This is a genomic window from Arthrobacter cavernae, from assembly GCF_017368795.1.
In the GTDB taxonomy this organism is placed as follows: Bacteria; Actinomycetota; Actinomycetes; order Actinomycetales; family Micrococcaceae; genus Arthrobacter; species Arthrobacter cavernae.
This window is the reverse complement of the sequence record NZ_JAFNLL010000018.1, coordinates 49,330-66,970: the sequence shown is the minus strand read 5'-3', so window position 1 is coordinate 66,970 and position 17,641 is coordinate 49,330. Positions and strand designations below refer to the sequence as shown.

At 68.2% G+C, this 17,641-nt stretch carries 15 protein-coding genes and 1 pseudogene; 15 read left to right on the top strand and 1 reads right to left on the bottom strand.

Translation table 11 applies throughout. The features are described from left to right. The first annotated feature begins 64 nt into the window (after positions 1-64). From J1902_RS09600 to J1902_RS09565, 9 genes are all read left to right on the top strand, one after another. A complete protein-coding gene (locus J1902_RS09600) occupies positions 65-1,408 on the top strand; it encodes an MFS transporter (RefSeq protein WP_242701816.1) in 1,344 nt (447 codons plus the stop codon). A gap of 38 nt (positions 1,409-1,446) precedes the next feature. Beyond that, complete coding sequence (locus J1902_RS09595; protein WP_207616024.1) at positions 1,447-2,754, top strand: M20 family metallo-hydrolase; 1,308 nt, start codon at positions 1,447-1,449, stop codon at positions 2,752-2,754. Beyond that, a complete protein-coding gene (locus J1902_RS09590) occupies positions 2,751-4,175 on the top strand; it encodes an amidase (protein ID WP_307794413.1) in 1,425 nt (474 codons plus the stop codon). The genes J1902_RS09595 and J1902_RS09590 overlap by 4 nt, the downstream gene beginning before the upstream one ends. A gap of 206 nt (positions 4,176-4,381) precedes the next feature. Beyond that, on the top strand, positions 4,382-4,885 hold the full coding sequence (locus J1902_RS19325) for a hypothetical protein (RefSeq protein ID WP_242701815.1): 504 nt from the start codon (positions 4,382-4,384) through the stop codon (positions 4,883-4,885). A gap of 28 nt (positions 4,886-4,913) precedes the next feature. Continuing rightward, positions 4,914-6,203, top strand: coding sequence for an FAD-dependent oxidoreductase (locus J1902_RS09585; RefSeq protein ID WP_242701814.1), 1,290 nt, complete (start codon positions 4,914-4,916; stop codon positions 6,201-6,203). A 26-nt stretch (positions 6,204-6,229) separates the two neighbouring features. After that, complete coding sequence (locus tag J1902_RS09580; protein ID WP_207616022.1) at positions 6,230-7,912, top strand: ABC-F family ATP-binding cassette domain-containing protein; 1,683 nt, start codon at positions 6,230-6,232, stop codon at positions 7,910-7,912. A 172-nt stretch (positions 7,913-8,084) separates the two neighbouring features. Beyond that, complete coding sequence (locus tag J1902_RS09575) at positions 8,085-8,663, top strand: sugar O-acetyltransferase (RefSeq protein WP_207616021.1); 579 nt, start codon at positions 8,085-8,087, stop codon at positions 8,661-8,663. Between the two features lie 2 nt (positions 8,664-8,665). Then, entirely contained in the window at positions 8,666-9,250 is a 585-nt protein-coding gene (locus tag J1902_RS09570) for a TetR/AcrR family transcriptional regulator (protein WP_207616020.1), read from the top strand. After that, positions 9,247-10,428 carry an MFS transporter gene (locus J1902_RS09565; RefSeq protein WP_207616019.1) on the top strand — a complete coding sequence of 394 codons (1,182 nt, stop codon included), beginning with the start codon at positions 9,247-9,249 and terminating at the stop codon, positions 10,426-10,428. The genes J1902_RS09570 and J1902_RS09565 overlap by 4 nt, the downstream gene beginning before the upstream one ends. Here the strand turns inward: J1902_RS09565 and J1902_RS09560 are convergent. Then, positions 10,361-11,077, bottom strand: a complete 717-nt coding sequence (locus J1902_RS09560; protein WP_207616018.1) for a phosphatase PAP2 family protein — start codon at positions 11,075-11,077, stop codon at positions 10,361-10,363. The two genes, J1902_RS09565 and J1902_RS09560, sit on opposite strands and share 68 nt — an antisense overlap. A 38-nt stretch (positions 11,078-11,115) precedes the next feature. On the opposite strand from J1902_RS09560, the gene J1902_RS09555 reads away from it, so the two are divergent. The 6 genes and pseudogenes from J1902_RS09555 (at position 11,116) to J1902_RS09530 (ending at position 17,584) form a co-directional block, all read left to right on the top strand. Then, positions 11,116-12,612, top strand: a complete 1,497-nt coding sequence (locus J1902_RS09555) for a bifunctional phosphatase PAP2/diacylglycerol kinase family protein (RefSeq protein WP_207616017.1) — start codon at positions 11,116-11,118, stop codon at positions 12,610-12,612. 135 nt (positions 12,613-12,747) lie between these two features. Further along, the gene (locus J1902_RS09550) at positions 12,748-13,692 is read left to right on the top strand and encodes an ABC transporter ATP-binding protein (protein WP_207616016.1); all 945 of its coding nucleotides are present in this window, start codon (positions 12,748-12,750) and stop codon (positions 13,690-13,692) included. 2 nt (positions 13,693-13,694) lie between these two features. Continuing rightward, positions 13,695-14,549 (top strand): ABC transporter permease, encoded by an 855-nt coding sequence (locus J1902_RS09545; RefSeq protein WP_207616015.1) that lies wholly within the window; start codon positions 13,695-13,697, stop codon positions 14,547-14,549. 93 nt (positions 14,550-14,642) lie between these two features. After that, on the top strand, positions 14,643-15,548 hold the full coding sequence (gene dapA / locus J1902_RS09540) for a 4-hydroxy-tetrahydrodipicolinate synthase (RefSeq protein WP_207616014.1): 906 nt from the start codon (positions 14,643-14,645) through the stop codon (positions 15,546-15,548). Positions 15,549-15,606: 58 nt separating this feature from the next. After that, on the top strand, positions 15,607-16,893 hold the full coding sequence (locus J1902_RS09535) for a sensor histidine kinase (protein ID WP_207616013.1): 1,287 nt from the start codon (positions 15,607-15,609) through the stop codon (positions 16,891-16,893). After that, positions 16,890-17,584: pseudogene (locus tag J1902_RS09530) on the top strand (response regulator). Before J1902_RS09535 ends, J1902_RS09530 begins: the two are co-directional and overlap by 4 nt. The last annotated feature ends 57 nt before the right edge of the window (positions 17,585-17,641 follow it).

The following is a 17,641-nucleotide window of genomic DNA, read 5'->3' as shown; positions in this document are numbered from 1 at the left end:
TGAGGGAGTCCGGCAATCCCAACCAGGCCGGAAACCAGAATGACTTCCTGACATTGGAGATTCGATGGCTCTGATCCAAACCGAGCAGCAAACCGCACCGCCATCCCCCGTCCGGAGCGAAGCAGCGCCGGCCCCCCAGATCACCAAAATGCAGCGGCGCGTCCTCCTGGGCGGCAGCGTCGGCCAGTTCATCGAGTTCTACGACTTCACCCTCTACGGCCTCACCGCCGTCATCTTCTCCCAGCTGTTCTTCCCCGGCAGCAACCCGCTGGCCGCCATGCTGGCAACGTTTGCCACCTTCGGCGTCGCGTTTGTGGTGCGGCCGCTGGGCGGCCTGTTCTTCGGCGCCCTCGGCGACAGGATCGGCCGACGCCGGGTCCTCACCATCACGCTCATCGCCATCGGCGGTGCCACCGCGCTGATGGGCCTCCTGCCCGGCTATGCGCAGATCGGCGCCTGGGCACCGGCGCTGCTGGTCCTATGCCGCCTCATCCAGGGCTTCTCCGCCGGCGGCGAGTCCGTGGGCGCGCCGTCGTTCGTCTTTGAACACGCCCCCGTCAGCAGGCGCGGCTTCTGGCTCAACATCACCATCGCCGCCACGGCTCTGCCCTCGGTGGTGGCCGGCACCATGATCCTGATCCTGAGCCAGTCCATGCCCAACGAGGCCTTCATGGCCTGGGGCTGGCGCCTGCCGTTCCTGCTGGCCCTCCCGCTGGCCCTGTTCGGGGTTTGGATCCGCAGCCGCACCGAGGAAAGCGAAGCCTTCAAGGACGCCAAGGCCAGCCAGACCAAGGAATTCAGCCCCATCCGCGAGGCCTTCCGCGAGAACAAGCTCCGCATGGTCCAAGTCATCTTCGTCATGGGCCTCACCGCCATGGGCTTCTACTTCCTCTCGGCCTACTTCGTCTCCTACGTGCAGACCACGGGCCACCTCAGCCGCGAACAGTCGCTCCTGATCAACGCCGGAGCCCTGGCCCTGTACGCCGTGCTCCTGCCGATCGGCGGCCGGATGAGCGACCGCTTCGGCCGCAAGCCCATGCTGATCGCCGGCTCCGCCGCCCTCGCCATCCTGGCCGTGCCCAGCTTCATGCTGGTGACCAGCGGCAGCCTGCCCCTCGCCCTGCTGGGCCAGGCGATCTTCGTGGTGGCCCTGTGCATCTACGGCGGCGGCTGCTACACCTTCTTTGTCGAAATCTTCACCACCAAGACCCGTTTCACCTCGGCCGCCGTCAGCTACAACGGCGCCTACGCGATCTTCGGCGGCACCGCCCCGTTCATCGGCACCGCCCTTGTGGGGGCCAGCGGAGTGCCGCACGCGCCGGGCGTCTACATGGCGGCCGCTGCCGCCGTCGTGCTCCTCCTGGTGCTCTTCACCCGGGTGCCCGAGACCCGCGGACGCATGGGCTAAGGCCCGCCCTCTTCCCACCACTGAATCAAGGACTTCCCATGAGCGCAGCTGCTTTCCTCAACGACTTCCACCACGTGGCCACGATCGGCGCCACGCCCAACAACGGCGTGGACCGCCAGGCCGCCACGGCCGATGACGCCCGCACCCGCAACTGGTTCGCCGAATGGGTGCGCCGCGCCGGCTGGGAGCTCCGTGTGGACGGCATCGGCAACATGTTCGGGCTGCTGGAGTGGACCCCGGGCGCGCCGTTCGTGGTAATCGGCTCGCACCTGGACAGCCAGCCGCTGGGCGGACGCTTCGACGGCGCGTACGGCGTTATCGCCGCAATGCACGCCGCCCGCTCCATCGACCTGGAGGTGGCCGAGTCCGGCATGGCCCCGCGCTTCAACCTGGCCGTGGTGAACTGGTTCAACGAGGAAGGCGGCCGCTTCGCCCCCAGCATCATGGGCAGTTCGGTGTTCGCCGGGCTGCTGGACCGCGAAAAGATGCTCGCCGTCACCGATCTGCAGGGCGTGTCCGTGCGGGAGGCCCTGGACGGCATCGGCTACCTGGGCACCGCCGAGGGCCCGGAGCTGGCCGGCTACGCCGAAATCCACATCGAGCAGGGCCGCATCCTGGAGCGCGAAGGCATCAACATCGGGCTCGTGGACAGCAGCTGGTACACGCAGAAGCTGGACATCGAGGTCCTCGGCGAGCAGTCGCACACCGGCGCCACCGCCATGGCCGACCGGCACGACGCCCTGGTGGCGGCTTCCAAGATCATCCTGATGGTGCACGACGTCACCAAGGACTTCGCCGAGGAAGCCCTCGTCTCCTCGGTGGGGCAGCTGACCCTGGAGCCGAATTCGCCCATCGTGGTGGCCCGCCGCGTGCATCTCGTGGCGGACCTGCGCTCCGGCGACCCGGAGATCGTCACGGCGGCACGCGCTGCCTTGCTGGAGCAGATCGACGCACTGGCCCGCGAGCACGACATCAAGGTCAACGTGAAGGATTTCGACATCCGCCCCATCCGGCGCTTCCCGAAGGCCGGACTCGAGCTCTCCGCGAAGGTGGCGGGCAAGCTGGGACTCTCGTCCCGGCGTATCCAGACCATGGCCGGGCACGACTCCGTGGCCATGAACACGGTGGCCCCGTCCGTCATGCTGTTCATCCCCAGCGTGGACGGCGTCTCCCACTGCGAGCGTGAATTCACCACCGACGACGACATGGTCACCGGCCTGGCGATGCTCACCGGGGTGGCCCGCGAGCTGGTTTCCGGGGCTTTGGCGGGCCAAGAACGCCCGACGGCGGAACTGGCGACGGCGGTAGCCGGCGCCGCCGGCGCCATGGCGGGCGGTGCCGCGTGACCGAGCTGCACTACCTGGACGCCACCACGGCCCTGGGGATGTTCCGCAGCCGCGAGCTGTCCCCGGTGGAACTCCTGGAAGCCGTGATTGCCCGGACCGAGGCCGTGAACGGCGGCATCAACGCGCTCACGGAGACCCTGTTCGAGGAAGCCCTGCCCGCCGCCCGCCAAGCCGCCATCCGCTATGCCCGCGGCCGGGACCTCACCCCGCTCCTGGGCCTGCCGGTGGCGACGAAGGAGAAGCACGGCATCAAGGGGCGCACACTTTCCCAGGGCCTGGTGGCCAGGAAAGACGAGTACGCCGTGGAGGACCACCCCGTGGTGGAGCGGATCCGGCGCGCCGGCGGCATCATCCACGCCCGCACCACCACCCCGGAATACAGCTGCGCCACCGTCACCCACAGCCCACTGTGGGGCGTGACACGGAACCCCTGGAACCGGCGGTACTCACCCGGCGGCTCCTCCGGCGGCGCTGGTGCAGCCCTGGCCGCCGGGCTTGCCCCGCTGGCAACGGCCTCGGACATCGCCGGCTCAACCCGGCTGCCGGCGTCGTTCACTGGAACGGTCGGCTTCAAGGCGCCCTATGGCCGGATCCCCGGCCTGGCGCCGCTGTCCGCGGACCACTACCGCGGCGACGGGCCCATGGCCCGGACCGTGGCGGACACCGCCCTGCTGGCCAATGTCATGGCGGGCCGCCACCTGGGCGACCACACCTCGCTGGCCGACGGCCCCGCGCTGACTGTTGAGTCCGCGTCCGTGGCAGGTATGCGGATCGCCCTGTGCATCCGGCTCGGGAACTACCCGGTGGCTCCCGACGTCGAGGCCAACACCCGCGGCGTGGCCGCAGCACTGCGCGACGCCGGTGCGGTGGTGGAGGAGATCGAACTTCCCTGGACCGTTGAGGCGACCAGCCGGACCATGTTCACCCACTTCGGCTACCTGCTGGGGCCGGCGATGGAGGACGAGACGGCGGGGTCCGAGGAGCTGCTCGCCCCGTACACGCGCCGCTTCATGGCCGACGCCCGGCGTGCTGCGGAGGAGAACCGTTTCGTGGACGGCGTCCGGGCGGAAACGCGCCTCCAGGCCGAGCTGGCCACGGCCATGGAAGGCTTCGACGCTCTGCTCTGCCCGGCCTCGGCGGTGGCGGCGCTCGACGCGGACGGCATGTACCTGGACGGGATCGACGCCAACGGCGAGCAGCTGGAGCACTACTGGCAGGGGCACATGACGGCGCCGTTCAACATTGCCAACCGCTGCCCCGTCCTGGCCGTGCCCAGCGGCATGGCCGACTGCGGCATCCCCACCGGCGTGCAGATCGTGGGCCATCCCTTCGACGATGCCACCGTGTTCACGGTGGGTGCCGCCGTCGAGGCCGTGCTGCCGTGGGCCGGCCGCCGTCCGGAGCTGCTCACGCTGGCCTGACGCCGGCGCCTCCTAAGGACTAGCCGCGTGCAGGCCTTGACCCCGGAATCTGCCCGGGTCTACCTTGGGAGAGGCTGCCGGTCCGTCGACTGGTTAGCAGGCGGACACACTCACTGTTTCGCCTGACAACGCCTCCGGTGGTCCAACGCCGGCCTGACCGGCCGGGGTCCATCGAAACCGCCAGGAGCGGGAATACGAGGATTGTCATGCGCAAAACAACTTTGGTAGTCGCGGCGGTCTGCGGGATGGTCGCGTTTGGTGGGGTCAGCGGAAGCGTGGCCGGCGGCGGCACGCAGGTCGAGGCCCGCGGCGGCTTCGCCTTCGAACCGAACAAACTAGTGCAGAGCACCCTGGCCTGGCACGGCGGCGACATCAGCATCGGCTCCGGCGACAAGCTCACCATCGTCTCCGGCGACGAGATTCCCGGGGAGCCGCACTTCTTCACCATCGTCAACCCCGACGAAAAGCCGCAGTTCATTCAGGATCTGTTCTCAGGCGGCTGCCAGACCTGCAATGCGGCGCTGGACCAGCATTTCCGTGGCGTGCCGAGCATCGACGTCGGGAAGCCGGGATTCGGTGAGGTCGGGGACTCGGTGGCGATCCCTGACGGCGAGTCCGTGCCGGTCGACGTCACGGCTCCCGCCGGCACGATGCTGCACTTCATGTGCTCCCTCCACACCGAGATGCAGGGGGTCATGGAGGTCCGCTGACCACCCAAGGACCGGATCCGGAGGGGACTTGCCCAGGAAATCGGAAACAACAACGTGCGTCATTGCCGGCGGCGGTCCGGCCGGCATCATGCTGGGCCTGCTGCTGGCGCGGGCCGGCGTCGAGGTCACCGTGCTGGAAAAACATGCAGACTTCCTGCGCGATTTCCGGGGCGACACCGTGCACGCATCCACCATCCGCCTCCTGGACGAGCTCGGGCTGGGTGAGGGTTTCCGCCAGCTTCCACAAAGCAAGCTCGGCAATTTCCGCTTCCCCACCAGTAACGGAGACACCGTGCTGGTGGGCGATTTCGATACCCTCAAACCGCCTTACAACTACATCGCCATGGTGCCGCAGTGGGATCTGCTGAACTTCCTCGTAGCGGCGGCCGAACTGGAGCCGACCTTCACCCTCCGGATGAACACCGAAGCCACCGGCCTGCTGTTCGGGGACGGGAACGACGACGGCGGGAGGGTCGCGGGGGTCTCTTACCTCACCAGGGATGCGGCTTCCGGCGAGCCCGTCGGCACCGGCCAGCTCCGCGCGTTGCTGACCGTGGCCTGTGACGGGCGGGATTCGGTCCTCCGGCAGAAGGCCGGGCTGTTCCCGCGGGAGTTCGCCGTGCCGTTCGATACTTGGTGGTTCCGGGTTTCGCGCAACAAGGAAGAGCAGGAGCAGATCGCTACACTCGTACCGCGCTTCAGCGGTGACGAGGTGCTCCTGGCCTTGACCAGGAAGGACTACTACCAGATTGCCTACATCGCCAGGAAGGGACTTGACGCCACACTTCGCGCCGAGGGCGTGGAGAGCTTCCGGCGGCGCATCGGCAGGCTGCGGCCCGATCTTGCCGACCGCCTGGGCGAAATCGCTTCCATGGACGATCTCCACATGCTCGACGTGAAGCTGAACCGGCTCGGCACATGGCACAAACCCGGGCTGCTGCTGATCGGCGATGCCGCGCATGCGATGTCTCCGGCGGGCGGGGTCGGCATCAACCTGGCCATCCAGGACGCCGTTGCCGCGGCCGCCAGGATCGCCCGGCCCCTTCTGGACGGTTCCCTGAGCGAGGCGCATCTGGCGTCAGTGCAGAAGCGGCGCTGGTTCCCCACCGTGGTGTTGCAGAGCGGCCAGAGGCTGCTCCAGAAGGCAATTTTTGAGCCGGCGATCACCGGAAAACGGGCCGGCGCGCCGAGGTCCGCGCTGTTCGTGGCCAGCCATGTGCCGCTGTTGCGGAGGGTTCCGGCCCGGATGATTGCCTTCGGCCCGCGGCCGGAACACGCGCCGGACTTCGCCCGCCGACAACCGGACCGCGCCGGGTGAGGGCTGGCCCGTGGGAGAATTGACCGGTGGCCCATATTGACGTTTCCGGCATCGACTACTTCCTCTCCGACGGCACCCAGCTGCTCAACGGCGTGACCTTCAAGGTCCCGGACGGCACCAAGACGGCGCTGATCGGGCCCAACGGAACCGGCAAGACCACCCTGTTCAAAATCATCGCCGGCGACCTCACCCCCGATGAGGGCGCCGTGGGCCGCTCCGGAAACATGGGCATCATGCGCCAGTTCGTGGGCCAGGTCCGCGACGAATCCACCGTCCGCGATCTCCTCGTCTCCGCGGCCCCTCCCGGACTCGCCGCTGCCGCGAGGGCCGTCGAGGACGCCGAGCTCGCCATGATGGAGCACGACGACGAGCCCTCCCAGATGAAGTACGCCCAGGCGATCGTGGACTGGGGGGACGCCGGCGGCTACGACGTCGAGACCGTCTGGGACGAGGTTTGCATGGCCGCGCTGGGGCTGTCCTTCGACAAGGCACAGCACCGCCGCGCGTCGACCCTTTCCGGCGGCGAGCAAAAGCGGCTGGTGCTCGAGGCCCTCTTCTCAGGCCCCGACGAACTCCTGCTCCTGGACGAACCGGACAACTACCTGGACGTCCCCGGCAAGCGCTGGCTTGAATCCAAGCTCAACGAGTCCAAGAAGACCGTGCTGTTCATCAGCCATGACCGGGAGCTGTTGAACAACGCCGCGGGGCGTATCGTGACGCTTGAGCCGGGCATCAACGGCGCCGGCGCCTGGATCCACGGCGGCGGCTTCGGCTCCTACGTGGAGGCCCGCGCGGACCGGAACGCCCGCTTCGAGGAGCTGCGCAAACGCTGGGACGAGGAGCACGTGAAGCTCAAGGAACTCGTCAACATGTACAAGAACAAGGCCGCATTCCGCTCCGACATGGCCAACCGCTACCAGGCTGCCCAGACGCGCCTGGCCAAGTTCCTCGAGGCCGGCCCGCCGGAGGCCCTGCCGATCGAGCAGAACGTGCGCATGCGCCTCAAGGGCGGCCGCACCGCCAAGCGTGCCGTCGTGGCCGAAAAGCTGGAACTGACCGGCCTGATGAAGCCGTTTTCCACGGAAATCTGGTTCGGCGACCGCGTGGGCGTGCTCGGCTCTAACGGCTCCGGCAAGAGCCACTTTCTGCGGCTGCTTGCCACGGGCGGCACCGATCCGGAGCGCGAGCACCTGCCGGTGTCCGACGTCGTCATCGCCGAAGTGCCGCACGAAGGCACCGTGAAACTCGGCGCCCGCATCCGTCCCGGCTTCTTCGCGCAGACGCACGTCCGCCCGGACCTCCTGGGCCGCACGCTGCTGGAAATCCTGCACCGCGGCGACGAGCACCGCTCGGGCCTGGCCCGCGAAGCCGCGGCCGGCGCGCTGGATGCCTACGGCCTGGCCGGGCAGTCCGAGCAGAAGTACGAGTCCCTCTCCGGCGGCCAACAAGCGCGGTTCCAGATCCTGCTGCTGCAGCTCTCGGGCGCCACGCTGCTGCTCCTGGACGAGCCCACGGACAACCTGGACCTGCACTCCGGCGAGGCCCTGGAACGCGCCATTGACGCCTTCGAAGGAACCGTCCTTGCCGTGACGCACGACCGCTGGTTCGCGAAGTCCTTCGACCGCTTCCTGGTGTTCGGCTCGGACGGCAAGGTCTACGAATCCGAAGAGCCCGTCTGGGACGAAAAGCGCGTGGACCGCGCGCGTTAGCCCCGACCCTCTCTCACTTTTGGGCCTTTTTTGCGCAACGCTCTCTCATTGAGTGAGAGAGCGTTTGGGATTTTGGCGCCAAAGGTGAGAGAGGGTTTGGCTTTCTTCATCGGGCGGAGCCCTTCACAGGGCTCCCTTTCCCTTCGCCTCAAGGATGTGTACGATCGTACGCATGACCGATTACTTTGCCGGTGACCTGCGCACCAACCGGGAACGCATGCTTGCCGGGGATTTCTACATCTCCGACGACCCCGAGAGCGCACGTGAATCACAGCGCGCGGTCGCGCTGCAGACGAAGTACACGGCAGCCTATGCCGAGGATCCGGATGCGGCCCGGCCCATTCTGGACGAGCTCCTGGGCTCCCTGGGCCACGAGGCCCACATCAAGCCGCCGATATATGTCGATTACGGCACATACATCACGGTCGGCGCGCGCACCTTCATCAACTACAACCTGACGGCCCTGGACGTCGCCCCGATCACCATCGGCGAAGACTGCCAGATCGGCCCCAACGTGCAGCTCCTGACCCCCACCCACCCGGTGGAGCCCCAGCCCCGGCGGGACCGCCTCGAAGCTGCGGAACCGATCACCATCGGCGACAACGTATGGCTCGGCGGCGGGGCCATCGTCCTGCCCGGCGTCACCATTGGCAGCAACTCCGTGATCGGCGCTGGGGCCGTGGTCACCAAGGATATCCCGGCGAACTCGCTCGCGGTCGGCAATCCGGCCCGCGTCATCCGGGAGATCTAGCCGTGGTCACACGCCGCTTCGACCCGGAGCGCCGGGACCGGATCATCGATGCCGCCCTGGACGTCATCGCGGCCCAGGGCGTCGCCGGGGCTTCGCACCGCAGGATTGCCGAGCATGCCGGTGTGCCGCTGGGGTCCATGACCTACCACTTCGCCGGCATGGACGAGCTCCTCACGGAGGCCTTTCGGCGCTTCGGCGACTCGATCGCCGACCGCTTTGACGAGCAGCTCGCGGGAGCGGCAGACATCGACGGCGCACGGCGGGCCGTGGTGGACTTGATCCACCTGGATCTGCTGGACTCGCAGCGGGACCTGGTCCTGACCCACGAGCTCTACACGCTGGCCGCCAGGAAACCGGCGTTCCGCCAGATCACCCGCGACTGGATGGCCCGGAGCAGGCGGGCCCTGGGGCTGCATTTCGATCCGGGAACGTGCAGGATGCTGGACGCGCTGATCGAAGGCCTGTTCATCCACGCCGCGCTCGACACCGAACCGCATGACCGTTCCATCACGGTGGAGGCGGTCGCCCGCATCACCACCCCCTTGAACCACTCAGAGCACGCCACGTTGGAAGTTGCCACTACATGACCATCACCCAAAGCATCAACGTCAGGGCCGCGACCGTGGCCACCTTCCTGATCTTCGGCATGAACGGACTCGTTTTCGCCAGCTGGGCCGCGCGCATCCCCGCTGTCACCGAGACACTGCACCTCACGTCCGGCCAGATGGGCACGCTGCTGCTGTGCATCGCCGTCGGCTCCCTCCTGGCGCTGCCGTCTGCGGGCCGCGTGGTCGGCAGGATCGGCACAGCCAACACGGTCCGGCTCGGCGGGATTCTCGCCGCCGCCGCGGGTGCTGGAGTCGCCTTCTCGCTCATGGCCGGGTCCGTGCCCGGCACCGCCGTGTCCCTTTTCTTCTTCGGCGTGGGAATCGGCCTGTGGGACGTGGCGCAGAACATCGAGGGCGCCGACGTTGAACACCGGCTCCGGCGCACCATCATGCCGCAGTTCCATGCGGCTTTTAGCGGCGGTGCCTTTGTGGGCGCCCTGATCGGCGCCGGGCTCTCCAACCTAGGCGTCGGCCTGCCCGAACACCTGCTGGTGATCGCCGGCATTGTGGTGGTGCTGGCGCTGACGGCGCCGCGCTACTTCCTGCCGCACGAGACCCCTGACATGCCCGACGGCGGGGAGGCACCTTCCAAGGGCCCCTCGGCCTGGCGGGACTCCCGCACGCTGCTGATCGGCGTCGTGGTGCTGGGAGCCACCCTCACGGAAGGTGCGGGCAACGACTGGATCGCCAAGGCTGCCGTGGACGGGCTGGCCACCTCCGAGTCCACCGGCGCCTTGTTCTTCGCCCTGTTCGTGCTCGCGATGACCGTGATGCGGTTCCTGGGCGGCATGGTCATCGACAAGTTCGGCCGCGTCGCGGTGCTGCGGGCCAGCATGGCTGCGGCGGCCCTGGGCCTGGCGCTCTTCGTGTTCGCGGGCAACCTGGTGCTGGCCGGCATCGGTGCTGCCCTGTGGGGCGTGGGCGCTGCGCTGGCCTTCCCCATGGGAATGTCTGCTGCTGCCGACGATCCCCAGCATGCCGCGGCCCGCGTCTCCGTGGTTTCCACGATCGGCTATGTGGCGTTCCTCGCCGGACCGCCTCTGCTGGGCTACCTGGGGGACCATACGGGCATCCACCTTGCCCTGCTGGCTATCGGGGCGCCGATTCTGCTTGCCCTGTGGCTTTCCGGCGCCGCGAAGCCCTTGACCACCAAATGAGCGTGTGCACGGCATTCATATTCTCCCGAATGCATATGTCCTGGAATGCCAGCCACAGCAGGAGCACCATCCCGGCGGACAGGCAGGCACCGCCCACCACGTCCGTGAACCAGTGGGCGGCCAGGTACGTGCGGCTGAGCATCATGGCGAATATTCCCGCGAGGGAAAGCATCCATACCCACCAGCGGCCCAGGAGCAGCGCCAGCACCAGCAGAAACGCCGTGGTGGCGGAGACGTGGCCCGAAGGGTAGGACCCGTTGTCGCTGAAGACCCGGTTGTCTGCCGGACGTTCCCGGCCGATGGCCCATTTGGCCAGTTGCGTCACGAGCACGACGGCGAGCCCTGCGGTCGCGCTGAAGGCGGCCGAGATGGGCCGCTGGCCTACGATCAAGGCAAACGCCAGCACAATGTGGAACGCCAGCATCCCCCTGTAGCCGGCCCAGTTCAGGGCAGGGTTCACGGCATCCCACAAGGGCGTATGCACCGTGGCAGAGAAGTCGTGCCATGAATTGTCCATGTCCTGGAAGACCGGCCGCGCCACGTCCAGCAGCAGCAGGCCACCGAGCACCACGGCCACAGTGAGCAGCGCTGCGCTGAGGGCTGCCACCGTTCCGGCCGCGGACCTGCGCGGGAGAAGGACCCGGATCATGGCTACATCCTAGTGGGGCGCCGCGCTAGGGTGGGGAGATGCGAAGCCTGCTGCGCAAGGGCCCGGGCCGGGTGGCAACATTCGACCGCTTCCTCGTCCGCGCTGTCTCGCGGCAGGCCCAGGGCCAGCACGACGACTTCTTCAGCGCGCTCTCCGCTGCGGCAACCAAGGGCAAGCTGTGGTTTGCCATCGCCGGCGGTTTGACTGCTGTTCCGGGCAGGCCGCGCCGTGCCGCCCTGCGCGGGCTGCTGGCCCTCGGGCTCGCCTCGGCCGTGACCAATCTGCTCTTCAAGACCCTGCTCCCCCGGGCCCGGCCGCAGCCCGAGCACCTCCCGGTGTTCCGCTTCGTGCACCCGCAGCCCACCAGCTCTTCCCTGCCCTCGGGGCACTCGGCCTCCGCCGCGGCCTTCGCACTGGGGGCCGGGATGGTGTCGCCGGCGCTGGGCGCGGCGCTTGCCCCGATTGCCGCAGGGGTGGCCTACTCCAGGGTCCACACGGGGGCACACTGGCCCTCGGACGTGGTGTTCGGCTGCGCCATCGGCGCGGGAGCGGCCCTGCTGACACGGACGTGGTGGCCGGAGCGGCAAGCGGCCCCGTCCACCGGCCGCACGGCTGCCGAGGCGCCCGCCATCGACGACGGCGAGGGGCTGAGCATCGCGGTCAACGCCCTGGGCGGCTCCTACTCGCCGGAGACCGTCGCGTTGCTCCGGGAAACATTCCTCAAGGCGCATATTCATGAAATCAGCGAGGGCGAAGACGTGGCCGCCGAGATCCAGGCGGCCGCTGCCCGGCCCGGGACCAAAGCCCTGGGTGTGTGGGGCGGCGACGGCACGGTGGGCACGGCCGCCGCGGCCGCCGTCGGGCAGTCCCTGCCCCTGCTGGTCCTGCCCGGCGGCACGCTGAACCACTTTGCCCGCGACGCCGGCGTGGGCACCCTGGCGGAGGCTGCGGAGGCTGCCGCGGCGGGGACCGCGGTCGCCTCGGATGTGGGGCATGTTTCCGTGGGCCGCGGCATCGAGGGCGCCGACGAAACCCTCGAGCTCACCATGCTCAACACGGCAAGCTTCGGCGTCTACCCCAACCTGGTCCGGCGCCGCGAGCGGCTCCAGCCGGCGCTGGGGAAACCGCTCGCCGGGCTCGTGGCGGGCCTGCGCACCTTCGCCGTGGCCTCGCCCACCACGCTGAAGATCGACGGCGTGCGGCACAAACTGTGGATCCTCTACCTCGGCCGGGGCCGCTACTACCCGCGGGACATGGCACCGCTGAGCCGGCCAGTGCTCGACGACGGCGTGCTGGACATCCGCATGGTCACCGCCGATGAACCCTTCGCCAGGCTCCGGCTCCTCTGGGCCATGCTCACGGGCACTGTGGCGTCCACCAAGGTCACGCACCTGAGCGAGGCGTCCCGGCTCAGCATCGAGGCAATCGGCGGGCCCCTGGTCCTGGCCGTTGACGGCGAACCGTTGCCGGGTGTCCGGATGGCGGAGTTCACCGTGCAGCGCGGGACACTGCGCGTGTACGGGCCGCATCCCTGAGTCAGTGTCATCCATGAGGACTACCCTGACTGGCCCCTGAATCATCCCTGAGACCGGCGATTTCCGCCCTTGACGTGGCTAGCGTTGTCACTACAGTCAACACACGCAGCTCTGCTCCTAGGAGGGAACGCTTCCATGATCGAAGCAAAAGGACTGACGAAGGTCTACGGCGACAAAACCGCCGTCGGCGGCGTCAGCTTCACTGTCCAGGCCGGACAGGTGACGGGCTTCCTGGGCCCGAACGGTGCCGGCAAGTCCACCACCATGCGCATGATCATGGGCCTCGATGCCCCGACGGCGGGATCCGTCACCGTCAACGGTGTGCCGTTCGCCAAGCACGTGGCGCCGCTGCGCGAAATCGGCGCCCTGCTGGATGCCAAGGCGGTCCACGCGAGCCGCACGGCCTACAACCACCTGCTGGCGATGGCGGCCACGCACAGCATCCCCAAGAAGCGCATCCACGAAGTCATCGAGATGACCGGCCTGGGCGACGTCGCGAAGAAGAAGGTCAAGGGCTTCTCGCTCGGCATGGGGCAGCGCCTCGGCATCGCCGCTGCGCTGCTGGGCGATCCGCAGACCATCATCCTGGACGAACCCGTCAACGGCCTGGACCCCGAAGGCGTTGTCTGGGTGCGCAACCTGGTCAAGTACCTCGCCTCCGAGGGCCGCACGGTCTTCCTCTCCAGCCACCTCATGAGCGAAATGGCGCTGACCGCGGACCACCTGATCGTGATCGGCCGGGGCAAGATCATCGCCGACGCCCCCATCAGGGACATCATCACCGGCAAGGGCCATGCCCGCACCCGCGTCCGCACCGACCAGCCCGAACGGCTCATGCAGCTGCTGGCCGCCAACGGCGTCTCCGTGGAGGCCCAGGACCGTGAGCTGCTGGAAGTCACCGGCCTGGACCCGCGCGGCATCGCCCGGGCGGCCCTGGACCACCAGGTCATGGTCTACGAGCTGACCCCCCTGCAGGCAAGCCTCGAGGAGGCCTACATGGAACTGACCAAGGACGAGGTCGAATACCACTCGCACATCACCACGGGAGCCCCGGTTTCCGCACAGGCCGGAGGGAACTAGCCATGAGCGCGACTACTACTTTGGACCGTCGGTCCTTCCGCAACGCCGTTGGACCCGGACCGTCGTTCTTCCGCGTCCTGAACTCGGAATTCATCAAGTTCCGCACCCTGATGTCCACACTGATCCTCCTGGCCTCCACGGCCGTGGTCATGGTGGGCTTCGGTGCCCTGTCGGCCTGGGGGACGGGTCAGTTCTCCGAGGCGGCCCTGTCCGATCCCGAGGCCGCGGCCGCCATTGCGGCGCAGGGCGGGGACCTCGCCGTCGGCGTGCCCACCTCCGGCATCGCCTTCGCGCAGCTGATCCTGGGCTCGCTCGGCGTGCTCCTGATGAGTTCGGAATTCACCACCGGCATGGCACGCTCCACCTTTGCCGCCGTTCCCAAGCGGCTCCCGGCGTTCCTCGCCAAGCTGGTGGTGGTCATGGTGAGCGCCTTCGCGCTGACGGCCGTCTCCACCTACATCGCCGGGCTGGTTTCGGTGCCGATCCTGGACAATTACAAGCTGGCGCTGGACCTGGGCAGCTCGCAGTCCATCAAGATGCTCCTCGTCAACAGCCTCTACGTGGCCGCCGTGGCCGCCATCGGCATGGCGCTGGGCACCCTGATCCGCAACTCCGCCGGCGGCATCATGAGCCTGGTGGGCCTGTTCTTCGTGGCGCCCATCGCCTTCCAGCTCATCCCCGGCGACTTCTTCGTGGAAGCCCGCAAGTACCTGCCGGGCAACACGATCACGCCGCTGACCGCCGTCGAGCATGTCAAGGACACCTTGGAAGTCTGGCAGGCGGCCCTGGTCCTGGGCGCCTGGGTAGTGGTGCCCGTGGTCCTGGCCATGGTGCTGCTCAAGAAGCGCGACGTCTAAGCGACACGGTGACGGGCTCCGGCAAAACGGCGAAAGCCGGGCTGCCGGAGCCCGTTTAAGAGTTTCCGCCCCCGAGCCGGTAACGTTTTGTCCATGACTGACTCCTCCGCTGCCTCCCGTCCGTTCGGAACCCTGGTGCCCGCCATGGTCACCCCCTTCACCGCCGACGGGGCAGTGGACTATAAGCAGGCAGCGGAACTGGCCAACACACTGGTCGACGGCGGTTGCGATGGCATCCTGGTCACCGGCACCACCGGCGAAACCTCCACCCTGACGGACGAGGAAAACCTGGGCATGTTTCAGGCCGTGCTGGACGCCGTGGGTGGCCGGGCCAGGGTCATCGCCGGTACGGGCACCAATGATACCCGGCACACTATCAGCCTGACCCAGCGCGCCGCGGCCCTGGGCGTCCACGGGATCATGCTGGTCACCCCGTACTACAACAAGCCCAGCCAGGCCGGCATCCAGGCCCACTTCGAGGCCGTCGCCGACGCCACCGAGCTGCCGGTGATGCTGTACGACATCCCCGGACGGGCCGGCGTCGCGATCGCCACCGAGACCATCATCCGGCTGTCGGACCACCCGCGCATCGTCGCGCTGAAGGATGCCAAGGCCGACTTCTCCGCCACCACGCGCGTGCTGGCCAGCACCGATCTTGACGTGTACTCGGGCGACGACGGACTGACCCTGCCGCTGATGGCCGCCGGCGCCGTCGGGCTGATCAGCGTAAGCGCCCACATTGCCCCCGGCAAGTTCCGCGAACTGGTGGACGCCGCCGCCGCGGGCGACTTCGCCACGGCCCGCCGCCTGCACTTTGAACTGGACCCGGTCATCCGTGCCGCCATGGGCCACGTACAGGGCGCAGTGGCCGTGAAGCAGATCCTCAAGTGGCAGGGAATCCTGTCCAACTCCGTGGTCCGGCTTCCCCTGGTGGAACCGGGCGAGACCGAGATCGCCGGCATCAAGGCCGACCTTGCCGAAGCGGGAATGGAGTTTTAGGCACTGGGCGGCCGCTGCGGCCGCTCAACTGAGCTCATGCCATGACTAAGCTCAAGCCATGAGCGAAGATTTGCCAGTGAAGGACGCGTCGGCCCAGGTGGCCGACGCGTCCTTTGCTGAAATCACCCTGCGCCGCCGGGGCCGGATCCGCCGCTACCTCTTCGAGCACCCGCGGGCCATGGACGCGGTGGTGGTGGCCTGCTACGTCCTGCTGGCGCTGGCCACGCTCATCGGATCGATCGCGGACGGCAAGTGGCTCGCCGCCGCGCTGCTCCTGGCCATCGCTGGGGTGCTGTTCCTGCGGCGCCGCTTCCCGGTGAGCGTGACGGCGGCCGTGGCCATCCTGGAGGTGGGCGCCACGCTGCTGAACCCCTGGGGTTCCAACGTCTCGGCCGGGCTCTGGTTCGCCCTGTATGCCGTGGCGGTGGCGCGGCCCAGGACGTCGGCACTGGTGGTGTTCGGCGCCGCGAGCCTGCCGCTGGCCCTCGTGTACCTCTTCATGTGGACCAGCCCGTCCACCCCGGCCGGCCCGGAAGGGGCCCCGGAGAACTTCCACCTGCTCAGCAACATCGCCGCGGCCATCAGCATCGTGCTGTCCAACCTCATCGCCACCGGCATCGGCATTTCCGTCCGGCAGCGGCGCAAACACGAGGCCGAAATCCAGGCCTGGGCCGCCCGCACCGCGCAGCTTGGCTCCATCACCGAACGGAACCGGATCGCCCGGGAAATGCACGACGTCGTGGCGCACTCCCTGACGGTCATGATCAGCCTCTCGGACGGGGCCGCCGTCGTGGTCAGGAAGGATCCGGAGCGCGCCGGCGAGGTCCTCGGCGAACTTTCGCGTACCGGCCGCATGGCGCTGGCGGACATGCGCCGCGTCCTGGGCGTGCTGCGCGACGATTCCGGCAGGCCCGCGCCCCTGGCCCCGCTGGAGTCCGGCTACGACCTGGCCAAGCTGCTGGAGGGCTTCCGCACAGCCGGGCTGCCGCTGCACTACTCGCACACGGGTCCCACGCTGCCCCAGGACGCCGCCTTCCAGCTCACCGTCTACCGGATCGTGCAGGAGTCCCTCACCAACGTGCTCCGCTACGGGCGCTCGCTGAGCCGGGTGGACGTGCACATCGTCCGGGACGGCGATTCGGTCACCATTGACGTGCTCGACGACGGCCGCGGCACCCGGGAGCCAGGCAGCGACGCCGGCACCGTGGGCACGCGCCAAGGCATCGCCGGGATGCGTGAACGCGCGGGAATCTATGCTGGAACCGTGGATGCCGGCCCAGGCATGAACGGCGGCTGGCGCGTCCACGCGGAACTGCAATGGAACGGTGACAGGGGGAAGTCATGACCGAGAACGGCCCGATCAAAGTCCTGCTGGTGGATGACCAGCCGCTGCTGCGCATGGGCTTCCGGCTCATCCTCGAAGGAGAAGTCGATCTCCACGTGGTGGGCGAGGCCTCGGATGGAAACGAGGCCCTGAAGCAGGTCGAAGCACTGCAGCCGACGTGGTCCTCATGGACGTCCGCATGCCCGTGATGGACGGCATCGAGGCCACGCGCCGCATCACGGCCTCGGCCTCCAGCGCGCGGGTCATCATCCTCACCACCTTCGACCTGGACGAATATGCCTTTGCGGGACTGCAGGCCGGGGCCTCGGCATTCCTCCTGAAGGATGTGGCGCCCGCCGAACTGGTCCAGGCGGTGCGGCTCGTGGCCAGCGGCGACGCCGTGGTGGCGCCCCGCGTCACGCAGCGGCTCCTGGAGACCTACGTGCGGGGAACGCGCCTGCCCGGCCAGGCAGCCCCGCATCCCCGGGACCCTTTGCTCGAGGAGCTCACGCCGCGTGAGACAGAGATGCTGGAGGCCATCGCTGAGGGTCTTTCCAACGCGGAGATCGCGCACAAGTTCTTCCTGTCCGAGGCCACGGTCAAGACCCACGTCCGGCGGATCCTCACCAAACTCCACCTGCGCGACCGCGTCCAGGTGGTGGTCTACGCCTACGAAACCGGGCTCGTGGTTCCCAGCAACCCGGACTACTGAGGGCTGTTCACAGCCGGTCCACAGATTGCCCATGTACACGGCATAGCCGCTGTGGGT

Bases quoted from the DNA above. Each gene is read 5' to 3' on its own strand.
- J1902_RS09600 (WP_242701816.1), top strand. From the start codon at position 65: ATGGCTCTGATCCAAACCGAGCAGCAAACCGCACCGCCATCCCCCGTC.
- J1902_RS09595 (WP_207616024.1), top strand. From the start codon at position 1,447: ATGAGCGCAGCTGCTTTCCTCAACGACTTCCACCACGTGGCCACGATC.
- J1902_RS19325 (WP_242701815.1), top strand. From the start codon at position 4,382: ATGCGCAAAACAACTTTGGTAGTCGCGGCGGTCTGCGGGATGGTCGCG.
- J1902_RS09575 (WP_207616021.1), top strand. From the start codon at position 8,085: ATGACCGATTACTTTGCCGGTGACCTGCGCACCAACCGGGAACGCATG.
- J1902_RS09565 (WP_207616019.1), top strand. From the start codon at position 9,247: ATGACCATCACCCAAAGCATCAACGTCAGGGCCGCGACCGTGGCCACC.
- J1902_RS09560 (WP_207616018.1), bottom strand. From the start codon at position 11,077: ATGATCCGGGTCCTTCTCCCGCGCAGGTCCGCGGCCGGAACGGTGGCA.
- J1902_RS09555 (WP_207616017.1), top strand. From the start codon at position 11,116: ATGCGAAGCCTGCTGCGCAAGGGCCCGGGCCGGGTGGCAACATTCGAC.
- J1902_RS09550 (WP_207616016.1), top strand. From the start codon at position 12,748: ATGATCGAAGCAAAAGGACTGACGAAGGTCTACGGCGACAAAACCGCC.
- J1902_RS09545 (WP_207616015.1), top strand. From the start codon at position 13,695: ATGAGCGCGACTACTACTTTGGACCGTCGGTCCTTCCGCAACGCCGTT.
- dapA (WP_207616014.1), top strand. From the start codon at position 14,643: ATGACTGACTCCTCCGCTGCCTCCCGTCCGTTCGGAACCCTGGTGCCC.
- J1902_RS09535 (WP_207616013.1), top strand. From the start codon at position 15,607: ATGAGCGAAGATTTGCCAGTGAAGGACGCGTCGGCCCAGGTGGCCGAC.